Annotated in this window: 19 protein-coding genes; 5 read left to right on the top strand and 14 right to left on the bottom strand. The window is 40.1% G+C overall.

The features are described 5' to 3' along the window. The first annotated feature begins 2 nt into the window (after positions 1-2). Positions 3-1,619 carry a response regulator transcription factor gene (locus MHH60_RS04530; protein ID WP_076134562.1) on the top strand — a complete coding sequence of 539 codons (1,617 nt, stop codon included), beginning with the start codon at positions 3-5 and terminating at the stop codon, positions 1,617-1,619. Between the two features lie 39 nt (positions 1,620-1,658). Here the strand turns inward: MHH60_RS04530 and MHH60_RS04535 are convergent, their stop codons facing one another. From MHH60_RS04535 to MHH60_RS04555, 5 genes are all read right to left on the bottom strand, one after another. Beyond that, the gene (locus MHH60_RS04535) at positions 1,659-2,681 is read right to left on the bottom strand and encodes a hypothetical protein (RefSeq protein WP_076134563.1); all 1,023 of its coding nucleotides are present in this window, start codon (positions 2,679-2,681) and stop codon (positions 1,659-1,661) included. 76 nt (positions 2,682-2,757) lie between these two features. Then, entirely contained in the window at positions 2,758-3,648 is an 891-nt protein-coding gene (locus MHH60_RS04540) for a hypothetical protein (protein ID WP_076134564.1), read from the bottom strand. Between the two features lie 465 nt (positions 3,649-4,113). Beyond that, entirely contained in the window at positions 4,114-4,656 is a 543-nt protein-coding gene (locus MHH60_RS04545; RefSeq protein WP_076134628.1) for a DinB family protein, read from the bottom strand. 67 nt (positions 4,657-4,723) lie between these two features. Then, positions 4,724-5,671: a helix-turn-helix transcriptional regulator gene (locus tag MHH60_RS04550; protein ID WP_076134565.1), complete on the bottom strand. Its 948-nt coding sequence runs from the start codon at positions 5,669-5,671 to the stop codon at positions 4,724-4,726. Beyond that, positions 5,668-6,864, bottom strand: coding sequence for a macrolide family glycosyltransferase (locus MHH60_RS04555; protein ID WP_076134566.1), 1,197 nt, complete (start codon positions 6,862-6,864; stop codon positions 5,668-5,670). The genes MHH60_RS04550 and MHH60_RS04555 overlap by 4 nt, the downstream gene beginning before the upstream one ends. A 147-nt stretch (positions 6,865-7,011) precedes the next feature. Here MHH60_RS04555 and MHH60_RS04560 point away from each other — a divergent pair, with 147 nt between their 5' ends. The 3 genes from MHH60_RS04560 (at position 7,012) to MHH60_RS04570 (ending at position 10,213) form a co-directional block, all read left to right on the top strand. Further along, positions 7,012-8,202, top strand: coding sequence for a coenzyme F420-0:L-glutamate ligase (locus MHH60_RS04560; protein WP_076134567.1), 1,191 nt, complete (start codon positions 7,012-7,014; stop codon positions 8,200-8,202). Between the two features lie 91 nt (positions 8,203-8,293). Then, positions 8,294-9,193 carry a LysR family transcriptional regulator gene (locus tag MHH60_RS04565; protein WP_076134568.1) on the top strand — a complete coding sequence of 300 codons (900 nt, stop codon included), beginning with the start codon at positions 8,294-8,296 and terminating at the stop codon, positions 9,191-9,193. A 78-nt stretch (positions 9,194-9,271) separates the two neighbouring features. After that, positions 9,272-10,213 (top strand): NAD(P)H-binding protein, encoded by a 942-nt coding sequence (locus MHH60_RS04570; RefSeq protein WP_076134569.1) that lies wholly within the window; start codon positions 9,272-9,274, stop codon positions 10,211-10,213. Positions 10,214-10,806: 593 nt separating this feature from the next. On the opposite strand, the gene MHH60_RS04575 is transcribed toward MHH60_RS04570, so the two are convergent. From MHH60_RS04575 to MHH60_RS04600, 6 genes are all read right to left on the bottom strand, one after another. Beyond that, positions 10,807-11,946, bottom strand: a complete 1,140-nt coding sequence (locus tag MHH60_RS04575; RefSeq protein WP_076134570.1) for a 5-methyltetrahydropteroyltriglutamate--homocysteine S-methyltransferase — start codon at positions 11,944-11,946, stop codon at positions 10,807-10,809. A 171-nt stretch (positions 11,947-12,117) separates the two neighbouring features. Beyond that, entirely contained in the window at positions 12,118-12,414 is a 297-nt protein-coding gene (locus MHH60_RS04580; RefSeq protein ID WP_256715090.1) for a GNAT family N-acetyltransferase, read from the bottom strand. Positions 12,415-12,441: 27 nt separating this feature from the next. Beyond that, positions 12,442-12,990, bottom strand: coding sequence for a GNAT family N-acetyltransferase (locus MHH60_RS04585; RefSeq protein WP_076134572.1), 549 nt, complete (start codon positions 12,988-12,990; stop codon positions 12,442-12,444). A 136-nt stretch (positions 12,991-13,126) separates the two neighbouring features. Beyond that, positions 13,127-13,318, bottom strand: a complete 192-nt coding sequence (locus MHH60_RS04590; RefSeq protein WP_076104342.1) for a hypothetical protein — start codon at positions 13,316-13,318, stop codon at positions 13,127-13,129. A 77-nt stretch (positions 13,319-13,395) separates the two neighbouring features. Beyond that, positions 13,396-13,746, bottom strand: coding sequence for an MmcQ/YjbR family DNA-binding protein (locus MHH60_RS04595; RefSeq protein ID WP_076134573.1), 351 nt, complete (start codon positions 13,744-13,746; stop codon positions 13,396-13,398). A gap of 23 nt (positions 13,747-13,769) precedes the next feature. Beyond that, positions 13,770-14,393, bottom strand: a complete 624-nt coding sequence (locus tag MHH60_RS04600) for a hypothetical protein (protein WP_076134574.1) — start codon at positions 14,391-14,393, stop codon at positions 13,770-13,772. Positions 14,394-14,490: 97 nt separating this feature from the next. On the opposite strand from MHH60_RS04600, the gene MHH60_RS04605 reads away from it, so the two are divergent. Beyond that, entirely contained in the window at positions 14,491-14,688 is a 198-nt protein-coding gene (locus MHH60_RS04605; protein ID WP_036683067.1) for a hypothetical protein, read from the top strand. 140 nt (positions 14,689-14,828) lie between these two features. Here the strand turns inward: MHH60_RS04605 and MHH60_RS04610 are convergent, their stop codons facing one another. The 3 genes from MHH60_RS04610 to MHH60_RS04620 all read right to left on the bottom strand — a co-directional run bounded on the left by MHH60_RS04610 (position 14,829) and on the right by MHH60_RS04620 (position 17,562). After that, complete coding sequence (locus tag MHH60_RS04610) at positions 14,829-15,404, bottom strand: dihydrofolate reductase family protein (protein ID WP_076134575.1); 576 nt, start codon at positions 15,402-15,404, stop codon at positions 14,829-14,831. Positions 15,405-15,602: 198 nt separating this feature from the next. Then, positions 15,603-17,075, bottom strand: coding sequence for an amidase family protein (locus tag MHH60_RS04615; protein WP_076134576.1), 1,473 nt, complete (start codon positions 17,073-17,075; stop codon positions 15,603-15,605). A 28-nt stretch (positions 17,076-17,103) separates the two neighbouring features. Beyond that, positions 17,104-17,562 (bottom strand): GNAT family N-acetyltransferase, encoded by a 459-nt coding sequence (locus MHH60_RS04620; protein WP_076134577.1) that lies wholly within the window; start codon positions 17,560-17,562, stop codon positions 17,104-17,106. Between the last annotated feature and the right edge of the window lie 62 nt (positions 17,563-17,624).

Raw genomic sequence — 17,624 nt, forward strand, 5'->3', positions numbered from 1 at the left:
CTATGTATCCTATGTATAATGTAATGCTAGTGGATGACGAACCTATTGTTAAAGTCGCGCTCAGAACCATGATTCCATGGGAAGAGCTTGGATACATGATCTGTGCTACTGCCTCGGACGGAGTTGAAGCCTTAACACTGGTAGACAAGTTTAATCCCCATATCATCATTACAGATCTCAAAATGCCTAATATGGATGGTTTGCAGCTGATAAAAGAACTGAATAACAGAGGGTTTGCAGGAAAAATTCTGGTGGCCAGCAACCACGGGGAGTATGAGTTAGTTCGTGAAGCCTTAGTGCTTGGTGCTATAGATTATATGCTGAAGATTAGTATGAAAACGGGGGATTTGATCCATTTGCTGGAGAAATCTACGAAGCTAATTCAAGAGCAGCTTCAATCTAGGCAGCAGCAGGAGACCCAAACACAGTTATTACAACACAACTTAAAAAGCGTGAAAAATGCGCTTCTAAAAGATTATTTCACCGATCCTTATTACGATGTGCAGCAGCTTGATCAGCATGATGCTATAACATTCGCTTTCAGCGAAAGCAGCTGTTATTTATTCTACGTAACTTTTGAGCAGAATAACGCCACCCAAAACGAAAGACAAAATCACATCTCCGTATCCTTTATTGAAAACATCATCTTGGATATCTTGGAGACCGTAGATCAGTTAGAAATTATTCAGCTAGAATCTAATGGGCTGCTGCTTCTAATCTCCTGTGATACCTTAGACGGTCATCAAATTATCCGGACAGACTTTATCCAGAGGGTCATTCGGTTAATCAAAATGTATATTTCTATCACCCCTACTATTGTTTTTTCTGATCCTGTACGGGGATATGCTGAAGCAAAACGAACCCTAGAGCAATGTAAAGAATCCTTGCAAATCCAATTTTACAACGAAATAACGATCATAGATCCAAAGGATGTCCATTTAAAGGATACGCTGGACTTCGAGGATGTACATGATTTCTCGACGCAATTAATTCAGAACTGGAAGCTTTCAGGGGTTGAAGCCGTTACTCAAGCAACTCAGCAATTTCTCGACACCTGTAAATCCAAGCAAATTAATCCTGCTGAAACCAAAAAGTTCATCGTAAATTGTCTGCATTATCTTCCCTTATGCGATGCTCATCTCATTGTCGAGGATCCAAAGCTTTTGAAGACCTATATAGAAAATATCGCCAGCAGTAAACGTACCACTGACGTTCTATCTATAATGGAGCTTGTGTTCCAATTATTCTCCCATCAAAAGCAACAGATCTTAACTACACACAATAGAGATGTTAAACAAGCGATTGACTATATCAACGCACATTATCAGAAGAAGCTGACCTTATCTCTGATTGCCAAGCATGTCAACTTAAGTGAGAACTATCTGTCCAGAATCTTCAAAGAAGAAGTGGGGCAAAGCATCATTCACTACATTAATACTGTAAAAATGGAAAAAGCCGCAGATTTAATACTTAAAGGGAATCCATACATTAAAGAAATTTCCACGCAAATCGGTATACACGATCAATTTTATTTCACCCGGTTATTCAAAAAACACTTTGGTGTTAATCCTAGTGAATATAAGAATCACGTTCAGGCCACGCTTGGCTCAGGAAATTAAGACCATTCCAACTCTTTTTATGGGACGCGGTTCCTGATTTTATGATCCTTTCACAACCTGAATGTTATTGATGAACCCTTCTTTAGGTGCAAATATGGAATTAAACGTCTTAGTCTGTACATCATACTCGAATAACCCTCGTTCGTTTTTAACGATGGCTATTGTATAAATTTTACTAGCGTCTTTTGAGTAATTGGCCTCTCCTCTTTGCAATCTTGTAGTTTCCCACTTACTCAAACTGGATGTTTTCAAGACTGTATCATAATCCATAACCGTTGAGGGTACTTGTCCCTTATTATATTCTTTGTCACAAAAAGCAATCACATGGCCCTCTTTTTTCATTAGCATACGAATCCAATAATTTTTACTGAAAAGTTTTGTATTCTCTTTCAAATCGTAGTCTGTTTCGTACACAGTATAGGTTGGCATTTTAAAATTGTTCTGTCCCGCAGGACCATCTTGATGAGTTACACTATATTTTCTTTGTTTCAAAGAATAAGCTGAAGCATAGATTTTTTGGTTGTCGTGATCTAATGTAATAGCCTCTACGAGCATGTCATCATTACCCCAGAGTTTCATCTTGTGCGTATCGAGATCAATAGCTCCTAATCGTATAGCTTGCTCTCCTTTAACATTAGCCACAAAAAACAGTTGATTTCCTGAAGGAATAATATAGTTAACAGCAAATAGATTATTCGTTATTTGAGTACTTTTTTCATTCGCCAAATCTCTAACAAAGATCTGATCTCCATAATCTTTGTCTGTACCTACTCTTTGAGTATAGTACACTAATTGATTAGGCTTATCATAAAAGCCCAGCGGATATTGAGCTGTATAATCGAATTGAAAGACGTTCTCCATCTCTTTAGTAGCTGTATCATAACTTAGTATTTGAGTCTTTATCGCTCCGTTTTCATCCGCAGTAGCATACTCTGAATAAGTCATCGTAATGTAATCCGCTGTTGGTGTGCTTATTGTTTCCAGACTAGCTTCCTTAGATGAGCATGAGCTCAGTAATGCTACTACCAGTAACAAACATGTCAAGTTCATTATTCTTTTCATGACACTCACTCCTTAAAATCCATCTCTATAATCGATTATGCCTATGGCTTTAAGCCACAGGCATAATCTATACATCTTAAAACTGATAGTAGTATCTACCTGAAAAAGATAAGGTATCACTGTAAGTATAACCGAATTGTTGACTACTCCAGCCCCAAAAATAATTATCTAAAACTGCATCATATAGAGTACCAATGTCGTTTTTATATACAGTTTTAACAATTTCAGTGTCTAATGCTCTAGCGGTGATTGGAGTTCCATGGATTGCATTATCAATTTGTCGCTTGGTTGCGACGTCACCTGCTTCTAATGTCTTACCACTTGATCCTTTTGTGCCAGATCCACCTACACCAGCCCGAAAAACAGTAAATCTACCCTCACCAGTTACAGCACCTCCCGAGATAACTACTTTTTGACCTGATCCGTATGTGTAAGTACCTGCAGCTAAACGTCCTGGATAAGGGACTGTTGTACTTGGAACATCAGCTGCTACTACTTGCTTAGGGGCAATACTTTCATCAACATAGACACGATTTATATGTCCATCAGAACCATACATAACTACCGTGCCTGGAGATGGTTCTGGAAGGCCAAATCCAAGATCTGTCACTGGTAAATCTTTAACAGATTCTGCTACAGCTTTAAAATAATCATCCTCAGCAGCTCTTCCTTTAATATCTGGTACTTCTAATGCACGCATTATGCCTTGTTTGTCCCCAGCATGATTCGCTGAACTTGTATCATATGTTATGGTTGGTTCTTGCTCTGCATCATAAGTTAGAATTGCGCCTGGTTCTAAAGTTGTTGGTATCTTATTCTTCACCGCTTCCAAATCAATTTGTGCTTTTACTAGAGCAATACTATTAAGTTGAGAATCGCTGGAAGCATTTACCATTAAAGAACTGGACAAAAATAAGGCAGTAGATAAGCTTACAGTTACCAATTTCATACTTTTTTTTAATTTCATCTTAACTTGGCTCCTTGGTATAAGTAATATATTGAAGATTTTAAATATTGCAGCTTATTTCTACGTTTCTAAAAAAACCTAACGTGTAAAACACTAACCTCCTTTCAACAATCAATTATGTAATTATATACTAAAATTTGCTAATATTATGTTACAACCCAACTTCAAATTCATTACCATTTTCTAACTTTATGAAAAAATCCCATTATATATATTTAAATTTTTTAAAACATTAATCAAAAGGGGCTCCTCTAAAATTTCCTTCTATGAGATTTTCACGGCGTGGACAATTTCATGCTGACAGTACTCATGGAAAACTCAAAGAACAGCATGAGCAACTTTTTAAGCCAGAAACAGTAATAGAGTAGTGAATCATCGAAGGTACTTCTAATCCATCTATCAGATCCCTTTTAATACCAAAAAAGAGGCCTTTGCCGTAGATTAGCAAAGGCCTCTTTTTTGGTATTACATCACTTTCAGAAACAACTCTTTGTTTAACCGCTCCAGCTGCAGGAGATGATGACGATAGTGCATTTCAATAAGTAGGAACCATTCCTCCGCGCATAGTCCACCGAATCGCGGGTGAGATATGGTATTTTGTTTGGACGCTTTCTCAAGAGAGGGTTCGATCTCTCTCATTCTTTGGATGACTGTACGTAACCCTTGAATTAATTGTTCTTTGCTCTCCGGCTGCTCCGGCGTATATTGGGCGGAAGGCGGAACCTGAATACGAATGGGCGGAAAGCTTCCTTGCGCAAATATAGCCGCACCATCCTCAGTTTTCCCCACATGAGCTACTAAGGGATCTTGGTCGAGCACAAGGCATTGATCAATATTACGAAGCTGCATATACAGCGCCGAGTTAATGAGATGCTGAAACATCTGTCCGATGGACCACTCGTTTTCACTCGGCTTTTGCTTCAGCTGCTCCAGATTGAATCGCTCCAATTCTTGAATATAGTATGTCGCAGTTTCTTCAAATCGTTGTAAGACTTCTTTTGTTGTAATCATCATATATCAGCTCCTGTAGTCATTGATGGTCCAAGTATACAAAAATGCTACTGACAGCGTTATGTCAGTAGCGTTTTAACATTATTTCTATTTCATTTCTAACCTGATCACGGAAAGATTCGGGCTCCAGCACAACCATACCGCCTCCCCAGCCAAGCACCCATTGCAGCAATTCCCCTGGCTCGCGAACGCGAAAAGTAACAAGTAACCCCTTCGCATGCTCCTCAATAGTTTCCATATAGAAATTATTTGATTCCCTTACCTTATCGGCTATGTCAGCTTGGACTAAGATAAGCACATGAACGTTGCGATCATCAGGAGGTTGGTATACCTCCAGATGAAAATCTGCTGGCAGTATAAATTCATCTTCCAGATTAATAAGCTCCCTCATTCGGGATAACCGGAAATGACGGATGTCTTGACGCAATTCACACCAGGCGATGAGTACCCATGACCCGTGATGAAGCACAAGTCCATAAGGAGCAACCGTACGAATACTTTGACGGTTCCCATCGGCTTCGGCGATTCTTTTGGAATAACGAAATCTTATTTTCCTTCCCTCCGATATCGCTCCACGAATGGCCTCCAAACATGCCTTCTCTTGTATGGGTGCTATATCTTCTGCGGATGCAAATAAACGAAAACTTTTGCGAATCTGTGATGCTTCACTGCGGATAGCTTCCGGCAGGATGGCTTCTATCTTTGCTTTAGAACTTCTAGCCTTATTACCATAGTGTGCATCAAACCGCTGCTCGATAAAATCAGTTCCGATAAGCAATGTCACTGCTTCGTCCAGCGTGAAACTAACGGGTGGCAGGAAATACCCCTCGATTAAGGAGTAACCCTGCCCGGGCGCTCCTATAATGGATACGCCCGCTTCACTCAGTGCCTGAATATCCCGATAGATCGTTCTTACGCTCGTTTCAAACGTAGCAGCCAAATCCTCCGCCCGTAACATTTTGTTACGCTGCAGTTCAAGCACTATAGCTAACAACCGGTCCATTTTGTTCATATGACTCCCCCTCCCCGAACAATCTCATCAACAGCTCGTCGATACCCACCCGAGTTCCGAAACGATTCACTGATATTGGAGACAGCTTTTTTATAAGATAAATCGCTTAAAATATGATCTACGGCTTCTCGTAGTTGAGTTGCAGTTAAACTTTGCATTTGTAACTTAATGCCTGCTCCGACATGGACGACTTGCTCCGCAATTATTGGCTGATCCGCACTTTGTGGAATTACAATTAGCGGAACCCCGTAATAAAGCCCTTCATGGATACTGTTCATTCCACCATGTGTAATAAATAATTTTGTGTATTGCAGTATATCCGTTTGTGGAACATAATTTTTCACGAAAAAGTTTTGCGGAATTCCCCCTAAATCAGTGATTTGGACTTTATCTCCAATTGACATCACAATAGTGTGCTCCGTGTTCCCCAATGCTTCAATACAAAGTTTATAGAATTCAATGGCTTGGTTAAAAACTGTGCCGAGTGAAATGTAAATTAGACTTTTCCCCTTAATTGCCATGAGGTCGAAGTTTTCTGGAGCTAATCGTGAAGAGATGGAGGGTCCTACAAAGATATAAGACGGGTCGAAAGCTTCTCCCTCAGGTTGAAACTCCCTAGTTGTATAAACGATAGTAAGTGGGGCAGGATTACAAAACACTTCATAAGGGGATTCGATGTCCACATCATATTTGCCCTTCACCATTTGCGTCAAGCTTTGGAATTTATCCTTTATAGGATTAGTTACTTCTGCAGGAACGGTAGTATAAAATTGTTCTAACATTTCATCGAATGCTGCTTTTGTCTGCGCAAAAGAAGTACAGGAGCTAATGGCCGGAAGCTTAAGAATTTGAGCTAGCAAACGTCCACAACCAAACATAGAATCATGGATGATGTAATCAAAATGCTCCCCTTTAATCTGTTCAAGAACGCTTGGAATAACTATATCTGCCGTAAGTAAAAGACCGTTGATTCTTTCGAGTACATAATTTCTTCCACCTGAGATAAAAGCTTGTATAAATTTCTGATCGTCAAATGTTCGTGCTGTAGCCCCCGTCATTTCCATACGCTCTCTGTAAGCTTCTATACAAAAGTATACTACCTCTTCGCCACGCGAAATAAGCTCTTCCACAACGCCCATCGTGGGATTAATATGTCCCTCTGATCCACCATTAATAAATAACACACGCGCCAATTGTAATCCCCCTTAACTATAAATCATTTTTATATTAGATATTATAAACATTAATTTTACTTATATCGTTCTAAAAGGGTATAGTAATATAGGCTTTAAAACCATTTTAATAATATAGAGTATACCCTTATTAGAGGAGAGATCATATTGGAAAGAGTAGTTGGAACAGTTGTACGTGGACTTCGCGGACCTATCATTAACAATGGGGATAACATTGAAGAAATCGTAGTTCAGACGGTATTGAATGCAGCAACAGTCGAGGGTTTTTCGATTGAAGATCGTGACATTGTGACCGTAACTGAATCCATTGTTGCTCGGGCACAAGGAAACTATGCGACGATTGACAATATTGCTGCTGATATAAAGGGGAAATTCGGCGAAGAAACCGTAGGGGTCATTTTTCCAATCCTTAGCCGTAACCGGTTTGCTAACTGCTTACGCGGTATTGCCAAAGGTGCACAAAAAGTAGTCCTAATGTTAAGCTATCCAGCTGATGAAGTAGGCAACCACCTTGTAGACATCGACGAACTAGATGCTAAAGGTATCAACCCATGGACGGATGTATTAACAGAAGCTCAGTTCCGTGAGTTTTTCGGCTATATTAAGCACCCATTCACAGGTGTTGACTATATTGAATATTATAAAGGTTTAATTGAAGCTGAAGGTGTGGCTTGTGAAGTCATCTTCTCCAACAACCCAAAAACCATTTTAAACTATACAAAAAATGTATTAACTTGCGATATTCACACTCGCTTCAGAACCAAACGCATTCTCACAAACAACGGTGCTGAAAAAGTATTTGGTTTGGATGATATTCTTACACAATCAATCGATGGCAGCGGCTTTAACGAAGCTTTTGGTCTGCTAGGATCAAATAAGGCTACAGAAGAAAGTGTAAAGCTATTTCCAAACAACTGTCAGCCTATCGTAGATGGTATCCAAGCAAAAATCAAAGAAATTACAGGTAAAACTGTAGAAGTTATGGTTTATGGCGATGGAGCATTCAAAGATCCAGTCGGAAAAATCTGGGAGCTGGCAGATCCAGTTGTCTCCCCTGCTTACACTGCCGGACTTGATGGAACACCAAATGAAGTAAAATTGAAATACTTGGCCGATAACAACTTCTCTCATCTTCGTGGTGAAGAGTTAAAACAAGCCATTTCTAACTACATCCAGAATAAAAATGATGATCTAGTTGGTGCGATGGAAGCCCAAGGGACTACACCTCGTAGATTAACTGACCTGATTGGATCATTATCTGATTTAACTTCTGGTAGTGGCGATAAAGGAACACCAATGATTTATATTCAAGGTTATTTCGATAACTATACAAAATAAGAGTAGTACAACAAAGGGGGTCTCTAAACGAGGCTCTCTTTTTCACTTTCTGGGTTATAATAAAAGCAAACAGCGGCAGGCGGAGGATACTATGAACATAAGAAGGATTAAATATTTTATCGATCTCGTAGAATGCAGAAATTTTACGGAAACAGCTAAAAAAAACTATGTATCGCAGACCACCATTAGTCAACAAATCGCCGCGCTTGAAGAGGAATTCAACATTCAATTGATTGACAGAAGGCAGATCCCTATTGAGCCAACCAAAGCCGGATGGCTTTTCTATGGCGAAGCTCTGATCCTCTGGAAGCAATATAACCATATGAAGATGAGCATGGAAAACTTTCAAAAGTATAATACGCAATCCCTGAGTATCGAATATGCGGCGATGACGGATATGCAAAGTTTATTGAAATTGATTCCCTCGTTTCAGGATCATCATCCGAATATTAAGCTGGAACTGAATAAAGTATTGCTAAAAGATATTGCAGAATACTTGCTAAAAGGGATTTACGACGTGGCTATTGCCTTTGATTCCGAGTTTCAGGGAAAAGAGGACATTGTAACCTATCCCTTATATAAGGGACGTTATTGTGCGGCTGTGAGTCATCACCATCCCCTGTTTCATCATGAATCGATCGCCAAAGAGGAGTTATATGAACATCCGCTAGTCATGCTGAATCCAACAGCTATTGGAAACTCTTATCATCTAATGATCCAGCATGCAATTGAAGACGGCTATCAGCCGAACATTCTTCGAACCGCAGACGATGTGGAGACAGAATTGTTTTATATCATCACGGAGAATTTGATTGGCTTTTTCCCGGATAACTATCAGCTCGCTTATCTTCAAGATGAAGTCCGGCTAATTCCCTTAGATGATTCACACCATACCTTTGCAATCGAAGCAGGTTATCTCAAAAATAATACAAACCCGGCATTGCCCTTCTTCCTGCAACAAGTCCAAATTGGATTTAGCAATCGACCATAAGTTTTATGTCTTGGACTATGTTATTTTTTTCACATACTATAAGGATATAATTCATTTCAACAAGGAGTGACAACGATCATGGGTAAATTATTGTTGACTGGTGTCGATGGAAATCTAGGGAAGCAAGCTGCGGAATATTTGTTGGAGCTGGTAGATAAAGACCAAATCATTTTTTGCGCTTATGATCCAGCATGTTTGAAAGAATATGCGGAACAAGGGATTGAAACACATGTGACCAACTTTAATAACAAGGATGGCCTTGCCGAAGCTTTTGCTCATGCCGATAAACTCGCTCTAATCTCCATGCCTTTTGTTGGAGAGAAACGTCAAAATGCACAAAAAAATGTAGTCGATGCTGCCAAAGAAGCTGGAGTCAAACAGATCATTTATACATCTTTGGTCAACGCAGCCGATGAAAGCAATCCAAGCGTAGAAAAAATCGACCATGTGTATACCGAACGTTATATTCAAAGCGTTGGGCTAGATTATATCTTCCTTCGGAATTCCCAATACGCGGAAGCCATGATTACCAATTACTTCACGTATGTGAAGGGTGACGGGGTATTAACAAACAATCAAGGTGACGGTAAAATGGCTTATATCTCGCGGAAGGATTGCGCAAAAGCCGTTGCGTATGCCCTAGCCTCCAATAATTATCAGGAAGCGATTCTAAATATCAACGGGCTTGAATTGATGACAATTACCGACTTCATTAAGATTGGTAATGAAGTAACGGGCAATCATATCACCTACAAAGAAAACACGGATGAAGAAAACTATGCCGTATTCGAAGCAATGGGCGTGCCTAGAACCACCGATGGTGCGTTTAAAGAAGGCTCCGAAGCCCCCTTTTCTTCAGAAGGTATGGTTACTTTCGGACAAGCTATTCGTGAAGGAAAAATGGATGTTTATACGGAGGACTTCAAACAACTTACTGGTCAAGACCCTCTGACTGTGAAATATATGTTTGAACATGCCGATGAATTCCAGGTTGGCGAAAGACACTCTAAAGACAATTAAAAGCTGACACTCTTACTTTTTAGGCTAAATCACCCCCGTTTATTTAACGGGGGTGATTTCTTTTATACTGAGCGTGGCACAAAAACAACCCTTTTTCCGAGGTCAGTAGGAGCACTCCAAGCTTCCTCTACTTACTGAACACACACAATTATCTGCCATTGCAACCACAATCGTGGGCAACTCAGCAAGTACCGCAAGTTAATAATTCCTAATTAATTCTCTGACTCTCTGCTCCGTAAAGCTCAATCATATGCTCGCCCTGGTGATAATCAGGGAAATCCTCCCTAATATTCAGAAGATTCTGGTCATCAGACTAATAATCAGGGAATTTCTTCCCTGAAATTCGACTGATTTGATGGTAAATCTTGATATTGCTCTGTTTTTAGAGAGTTATTCCCTAATTTCATTCATTTAGAACAATTATCGGCTTTTATTAGGGAGGTTTTCCCTATTCCTCCGTCACGGTATAGATAGAACTCGCCAAGTATATCGGTATGCTCACTGTAGAACAAAATACACCTTTAACCGTACGGATAAACATCCGAATGGCTAAAGGTGCTTTATCTTTATCTCTGTCTACTTTTTAATTAAAGTTAGTTCCAAATCTCTTCAGCAATTTCTTTAATATAAGCAAGCTTACGCCATTGCTGCTCTTCTGTCAGGTGGTTGCCTTCTTCCGTGGAAGCAAAGCCACATTGCGGGCTAAGGCAAATCCGATTTAGATCAACATATTGCTTCGCTTCCTCAATACGCTTCAGAATATCCTCCTTGCTTTCAAGCTCACCAAATTTGGATGAGAACAGACCTAACACAACCTGCTGATTGTCTTTCAAGAAGCGCAATGGCTTGAAGTCGCCTGCACGTTCGGTATCAAACTCCAGATAATAACCCGAGTAGTTATTGATATTAAGAAGCGTTTGCGCGATAGGCTCATAACCTCCACCTACTCCAGCATAAGTCGAAACATAATTGCCCCGGCATACATGGGTCGTTACAACAAGATCTTCCGGCAGACCAGTTACAACTGCCTCGTTCAATTTTGCAAGTTCGCTTGCATATTCAGCTACGTTCACGCCAATCTGATTCATAAACGCTATAAACTGTTCGTCGCAAAGCGCTCCCCACGTACAATCGTCAATTTGAATACTGCGGCAGCCCGCTGCATAAAAGGCAAGAATCGATGCTTTGTATGCTTTGGCAATATCCGAGATAAGCTCTTCGCGATTCGGGTATAATTCATTTGTGCTTTCCTTGTTTTCCGCCCGATCTAGCTCAAACAGGAATTGTGCAGCTGCAGGAATCGATTGACGCGCAACAACGTCCTCACCAGCAGCATCTTTTAAAAATTCAAAATGTGAAACAAAAGGATGGCTGCTGTAGCTTATTTTCCCGGTCAGTCGGGCTGTTTCTGGTCTGGATTCTGCACCGTTAAATTGGTAACCTTGATCAATGATTGTCCGTTCCACACCGTCAAGTCCCCAGAAGAAGTCGAGGTGCCACCAAGAGCGGCGGAATTCACCATCGGTTACCGCTTGAAGACCCACCTCTTTTTGTTTCTGCACGAGCTTAACGATTTCGTCGTTCTCTACTTCCTTCAACTGCTCGGCAGTAATTTCGCCGTTCTTGAATTTCAATCTAGCCTCTTTCAACGCTTGGGGGCGCAGGAAGCTGCCCACGATATCATATCTAAATGGAGTAACGGTTCGTTTTTGGGGTTTGGTCTGAATGCTCATATATTAATCTCCTCGTAAACAAATTATTAGAATTAATATATCATAACCGACTGACTAACCGATCTACCAATGCACTATGGCAGGTTATAAGTATTAACTATAGCTAGATTCAGCGTGATAATGAGAAGCGCATGATAAAAAAAGAAGAGGCGCATGAGTAGCGCCTCTTCCTTAACAAATCATATCGACGGATATTCCATAGTAATTAAACTCCGCAGTCACCTCGAACCCAACCGACTGATAGAGGGATAATGCATTTCTATTTTGAGTGACCACGCCAAGACGAATCTGAGTATTTTTATGATCTCGCAAGACTTTAACTACCTCTGAAAGAATTTCACGGCCGTATTCTCTGCCTTGACACGAAGGAAGCACACAAAAATCATGTATAACCGCAGTATTTGTATCTAAATCATTGACTCTGATCATCCCAACCGGAATCATGTTGTCCACAGCAATGTAAGTAATCCGTGCAGGTTCTCTTGTACGAGTTAATTAATTCCTAGTCCAGGACTCTGAATCACCAAAGGCTTGTGATGAACATTTAACCATAAACTCTAAATCCTGATCTTCTTCCAATCGTACAACTAAACCGGATTGGCTTGATCCAGCGATTTGTGCCCGATTAAAAACCATGAGGAATTCAGACGGTGCAGCACTTGCCCCTAAATGCCGGATATAATCCATACCTGATTGAGAATTAGAAGGTATCCTAAAACGACAAGTTTGTATGCCTTGCATTAGCATATCTGATGCGGCACTTTTCAGTAAGCTGTGGAATACACCTTGGCGACGAAAGTCCGGGTGAACCATTCCGTTAATATTAGCTTCGATGCCATCCGAAGTATACCAACTGAGAAATCCGACTAATTGGTTATCGATCTGGCACAAGAATGCCTCATCTCCGTCTATCTCCTTAAGGCTTTCTACACCCACCCTCAAACTTGACCTGTCGGACGTCTTGCAAAGATATTCTAATGTCCGGATTTGATCAATGTAATGCTTTGAAAAGTCTTTCATTGTACAAATTTTATATTCTTGCATCTAGTACCCTCATTAAGAAGAAAATACGCAGTTTATGGACGAGTAGGCGTTATCCTTCTAAATTCTGTCCACCTAATGTTAGTTACCAATGGAACCGCCTCCTAAAAGTCAATATCTTCACTCTAAACCAGGGTAATCATAAAACAAACCTTATAACTAAAAAAATGACGGCAATTATAGCCACAACGATCAACAGATTGGTTACCTCGCTCCAAAATCCAGGAACGCCTTCAGTATGATATTTTTGCGCATTTACATCATGGTTTGCTTTATGGCCTGCAGGGTCCGACAAATTGGGATTAGGTCCTGAATTAAAAAAGTCAGACATAAATACAACTCCTTCCCATGATTATAAACCATATTATACCAGTTCATTGCCATTTAAACGACCACTTAATGCCACATTCAGTATATCGTTTGTCGGAGGGCTTTAGGGAGATTTTTGACAACCATATCGTAAGAGTGATCAATCATTAAATAGATATCCGACTCTGGTAAGGAGCCATCCAAAACAATCGTATTCCAGTGTTTTTTGTTCATGTGGTATCCTGGCTGAACGCTCTCATGCTGCTCTCGCAAGTTCCCTGCAATCACCGGATCACATTTAAGATTTATGTAAGCATAATTCCCCTTATTCTCAAAAATAAGTGCAAACATTTTACCGGCAATCTTAATCGCCAATGGATCGAATCCGAAAGGATAGTCCTTTGTAGCTCCGTTCTTTTTTAAACAGTATTCAATAATATTACGGGTCAAAATCAGTCCCTCGCCTTCTCAGCCTAACCAATTTGGGAATAAAAATAAGATAAATGTTCCTTTGACAAGGCTTTATCGATTAGTTCTTTATCATAGCCTTTTTTTTGTAATGCAGCGATAATCGCTTGTGTCCTATCTGATCTTTTTCGTCTTAAATTAGATTCCAACTGTATTTCTAACGGAACCGTAGGAATAGTATACGGTCCGATATCCACGTTTTTGAAATGGCTCCAAATGAATTGTCCACCTTCCCATATCCCATCACCATCCATAGAATCAGGAATTCCAGCTGAATTGGAAATATGAACAACCTCCACCTTAAACCCATCGATTATCCAACTCCCTTTTGTCCAAGAAAATCCCGAAGAAAAGGTTTGAGTGAATGTAGGTTCTTCAAAAGAAGATAGCCAGTTATCCCCATGAGGAAATTCACATTTATCTAAAAGGGAAAATCCTTTAAGAAGTTCTGCAAATTGGTCAAGCCCTTCCTTATTCCTTGTATAAATATCAACGTCTCCTGGGGTCATTTCACAGCCCTGAAGAACCGAACCAACCGAGCCAACCAAGATCCATTCTAAATTCGAATTCATTTTGGATGAAAAATAAAGTTCACATACCTTTGACAAAGCTTTTTTCCAGCTATACATAACTTCACCCCAAATTAACTAGTAAGTTCAAGTGCACGAAACCTGAATAACCTCAAATACGTTAAAGTATTATAGAAATCCACAGGAGGTTTTTAAAATGAGATACAGTGCTGCAGGCGCACCAATAACCTGTCCTTGTTGTCAGAACGATACCTTTGATCTGGATTATAAGCTGCTTAACACAAGCGGCGCATCATTTTTAGGCTTTGACTGGGCGAACAAAAACGCTGCCATCCTTATTTGTAAGCGATGCACCCATATTTCATGGTTTATGAAGGAACCAACATCTGATTAGTGTTTGGTAGAAATAATGTATTAGACTGGATCCATTAAAACAAGCAGCGGCGGACCAAGACTTGATAAATAAAGTCTTAGACTGCCGCTGTTGTCGTTCCATTAACGTTTCACGTTAGCGTAATCACCTTAAGTGAAAAGTCATCTTACCGTCTGGTAAACGAGACCTATGGCTCCAGAATCAAAGGTCTTGTTTTCGATTAGCTTAAGATTTCTCTTCTCCTTGAGACCTTGGAATAACGGCAATCCCTTACCGATCAGGACGGGAGAAACCGTAATTTTATACTCATCAATTAAATCAAGCTGCATAAGGTGGTGTGCGAATCTAGGGCTGCCGAGGATGACCATATCCTTGCCGGGCTGCTGTTTGAGGTTATTGATCTCTTCCTCGACAGCTTCTTTCACGAGTCTGGAATTATTCCATTCGACTTTCTCCAGCGTCGTAGAAAAAACGATTTTGGCTGTCTTTTCGATCCACTCGGCATGATTCCGTTCATACTGCGAAGCTGAGGGGTTCGAAGGGACAGATGGCCAGTAACTGTGCATCATCTGATAAGTCCCACGTCCCCAAATGACAGTGTCGGCAGTACTCAGAATTTCTTTCGCATGGTTCTCCAAATCAGCATCGTAGGAAACCCAGCCAATGTCCGTCTCACCATTCGGCCCTTCTACAAAACCGTCAAGTGATGCGTGAAGAAATAGAACGAGTTTTCTCATTTTCAGTTCTCCTTTATTCATGAGGGATACCTACATCAGACATTAACTACATTTTAGCAGATTTCTACTTGGATTTTTTTTATGGATTGCTAATCTCAAAAGCTTTTTTCTTCACTTTGGTATTTTTATCCACATTAACATTTTAGCAAACGTACGTTCGTTTGTAAATGCACCTTTTTCTATTTTTCAATTCATCTTTCATTTCTTTAGAGCCGGCATTTTTCTGTGTTTCGTTTGTTGTTCGAATGCAAATGCAATCCGAATGAGTGTCGGTTCACTAAATGCCGTTCCTGCAAATGTGATCCCAAAGGCTCTTCCATTCTCTTGAAAGCCTGCGGGCACTGCTATAGTTGGATAACCTGCTCTAGCACTTAAATCAGCTCCGACATAAGCAGGAAACAGGATTGCATCCAATCCATACTTTTCTAAAGCATGATCGATCCCCATATTTTGCGAATAATATAGGTCAGAGATAGACTCTACAATATATTCCGAATGATTCAACGGTTTATCTAGCTGTGATCGATAGTTCAGCATATCTTGTCCATATTTCAAAGCCTTTTCCGAATTCCGCTCGTTCCAATCCATCAATTCATTTAGGTTATGGACAGGAAGTTGAGCCGGAAGGTTATATAAGTAATTTTCAACGGAATGCTTAAATTCAAGATTCATTTTGTTATATTTCCACTCTCTATGGAACGATGGAATATCTATATCTTCTATTATGTTGGCTCCAGAATCTTTTAATTTAGCCACAGCATCATTAAATAAATGTTCATCATATTCACCCATGTCACAATAATTATTAGGTAGAGCATTTCTAAAAACGCCTATGGTCGCTTTATTTAATCCGTCTTTATCCAAAAATGCGGTGTAATCCATAGTAGAATATTCATTTTTCCAAGTTGCAGGATCACTTTCAGCTTTTCCCGTAAGCGCATTTAATAAGATCGCAACATCTGTCACATTCCTTGCCATAGGTCCAGCTGTATCCTGAGAATATGACCATGGAATTAGGCCTGATCTACTTATTAGACCTACAGTTGGCTTTAAACCAACAATCGCGTTTTGCACAGCTGGACTTAAAATAGAGCCAGATGTCTCTGTCCCCACGGCTACTGTTGAAAAATTGGCTGCAACGGAAGCGGCAGAACCCGTACTGGAACCCCCTGGAAAATGATCCCCGTATGGATTTTTGGTTTGTCCTCCTATTGAGCTATATCCAGCCCACATGGATGATGACATCCCATTTGCCCATTCCGTCATATTTGTTTTTGCAAGTATGATCGCCCCAGCATCCCTTAGTTTTTGGACAAGAAAAGCATCGTTTGAGCTAACATGGTTTTCCAAAGCTAATGCGCCCGCAGTTGTATGCATTTTATCATTCGTTTCAATATTTCCTTTCAATAATACAGGCACACCATGTAGAAGACTTCGTGCTCCGCTTAATTTCCTCTCCTGATCTAATGCCTCAGCAATAAAAATCGCATCTGGATTCATTTCCATAATAGAGTTTATCATGGGACCACTCTGGTCAAACGTTGCTATCCGATACATGTAATACATAACAAGTTCCCTAGAACTAACATCCCCTCTATCCATTGCATCCTGCAGTTCGAGTATCGTTATTTCTTCACTCTTTATTTTTGCTAATTCGAAGATATGTTCCATGATAACTCCTGCTTTCCATTTAGGTCGTTTATGTAATAGTGTCATGTTCATATATTTTGGTGGGCCGTCCCCACTCGAAGTTATCCAGACCTATCTCTTTAAATCCATATTTCTCATAATAAAGAATATGATCCGTCGCCAAGTAGACTTTTGCATAACCTAGTTGCCCAGCTATTTTTCTGGCATGCTCCAACAAAACGGCTCCTAGTGCTTTGCCCCTCTCACTTTCGTCAATAAACAATGGCGCAATCCAAGGTGATAAATCTTTTCGAGTTATAAATTCCTGCTCAATTAATTGATAAAACCCGATGATTACATCATGTTTCAAGAGCAAAAATGTAAAAGGGAACTCCTCACCTTTTGAGATTAAACTTTTTTGTATATTGGGGAGCACAGCTTGTTGTACTTTTGGCCACCGTTTTTTGACATACTCAATAAGCTCATTTTGACGAAGAGGACATTCTTGTATGGATTTAATATCTAGCATCTAACCATCCCTTCTTGTAAAAAAATTCCTATACCCATGCCTGCTCTCACAATAGTCATCCA

Source organism: Paenibacillus sp. FSL H7-0716 (assembly GCF_038002705.1).
GTDB lineage: Bacteria > Bacillota > Bacilli > Paenibacillales > Paenibacillaceae > Paenibacillus_AQ > Paenibacillus_AQ odorifer.

What these genes read in the sequence shown, in the direction of transcription:
- MHH60_RS04530 (WP_076134562.1), top strand. Translation starts at nt 3, where the DNA reads ATGTATCCTATGTATAATGTAATGCTAGTGGATGACGAACCTATTGTT.
- MHH60_RS04535 (WP_076134563.1), bottom strand. Translation starts at nt 2,681, where the DNA reads ATGAAAAGAATAATGAACTTGACATGTTTGTTACTGGTAGTAGCATTA.
- MHH60_RS04540 (WP_076134564.1), bottom strand. Translation starts at nt 3,648, where the DNA reads ATGAAATTAAAAAAAAGTATGAAATTGGTAACTGTAAGCTTATCTACT.
- MHH60_RS04550 (WP_076134565.1), bottom strand. Translation starts at nt 5,671, where the DNA reads ATGAACAAAATGGACCGGTTGTTAGCTATAGTGCTTGAACTGCAGCGT.
- MHH60_RS04565 (WP_076134568.1), top strand. Translation starts at nt 8,294, where the DNA reads ATGAACATAAGAAGGATTAAATATTTTATCGATCTCGTAGAATGCAGA.
- MHH60_RS04570 (WP_076134569.1), top strand. Translation starts at nt 9,272, where the DNA reads ATGGGTAAATTATTGTTGACTGGTGTCGATGGAAATCTAGGGAAGCAA.
- MHH60_RS04575 (WP_076134570.1), bottom strand. Translation starts at nt 11,946, where the DNA reads ATGAGCATTCAGACCAAACCCCAAAAACGAACCGTTACTCCATTTAGA.
- MHH60_RS04585 (WP_076134572.1), bottom strand. Translation starts at nt 12,990, where the DNA reads ATGCAAGAATATAAAATTTGTACAATGAAAGACTTTTCAAAGCATTAC.
- MHH60_RS04590 (WP_076104342.1), bottom strand. Translation starts at nt 13,318, where the DNA reads ATGTCTGACTTTTTTAATTCAGGACCTAATCCCAATTTGTCGGACCCT.
- MHH60_RS04600 (WP_076134574.1), bottom strand. Translation starts at nt 14,393, where the DNA reads ATGTATAGCTGGAAAAAAGCTTTGTCAAAGGTATGTGAACTTTATTTT.
- MHH60_RS04605 (WP_036683067.1), top strand. Translation starts at nt 14,491, where the DNA reads ATGAGATACAGTGCTGCAGGCGCACCAATAACCTGTCCTTGTTGTCAG.
- MHH60_RS04610 (WP_076134575.1), bottom strand. Translation starts at nt 15,404, where the DNA reads ATGAGAAAACTCGTTCTATTTCTTCACGCATCACTTGACGGTTTTGTA.
- MHH60_RS04615 (WP_076134576.1), bottom strand. Translation starts at nt 17,075, where the DNA reads ATGGAACATATCTTCGAATTAGCAAAAATAAAGAGTGAAGAAATAACG.
- MHH60_RS04620 (WP_076134577.1), bottom strand. Translation starts at nt 17,562, where the DNA reads ATGCTAGATATTAAATCCATACAAGAATGTCCTCTTCGTCAAAATGAG.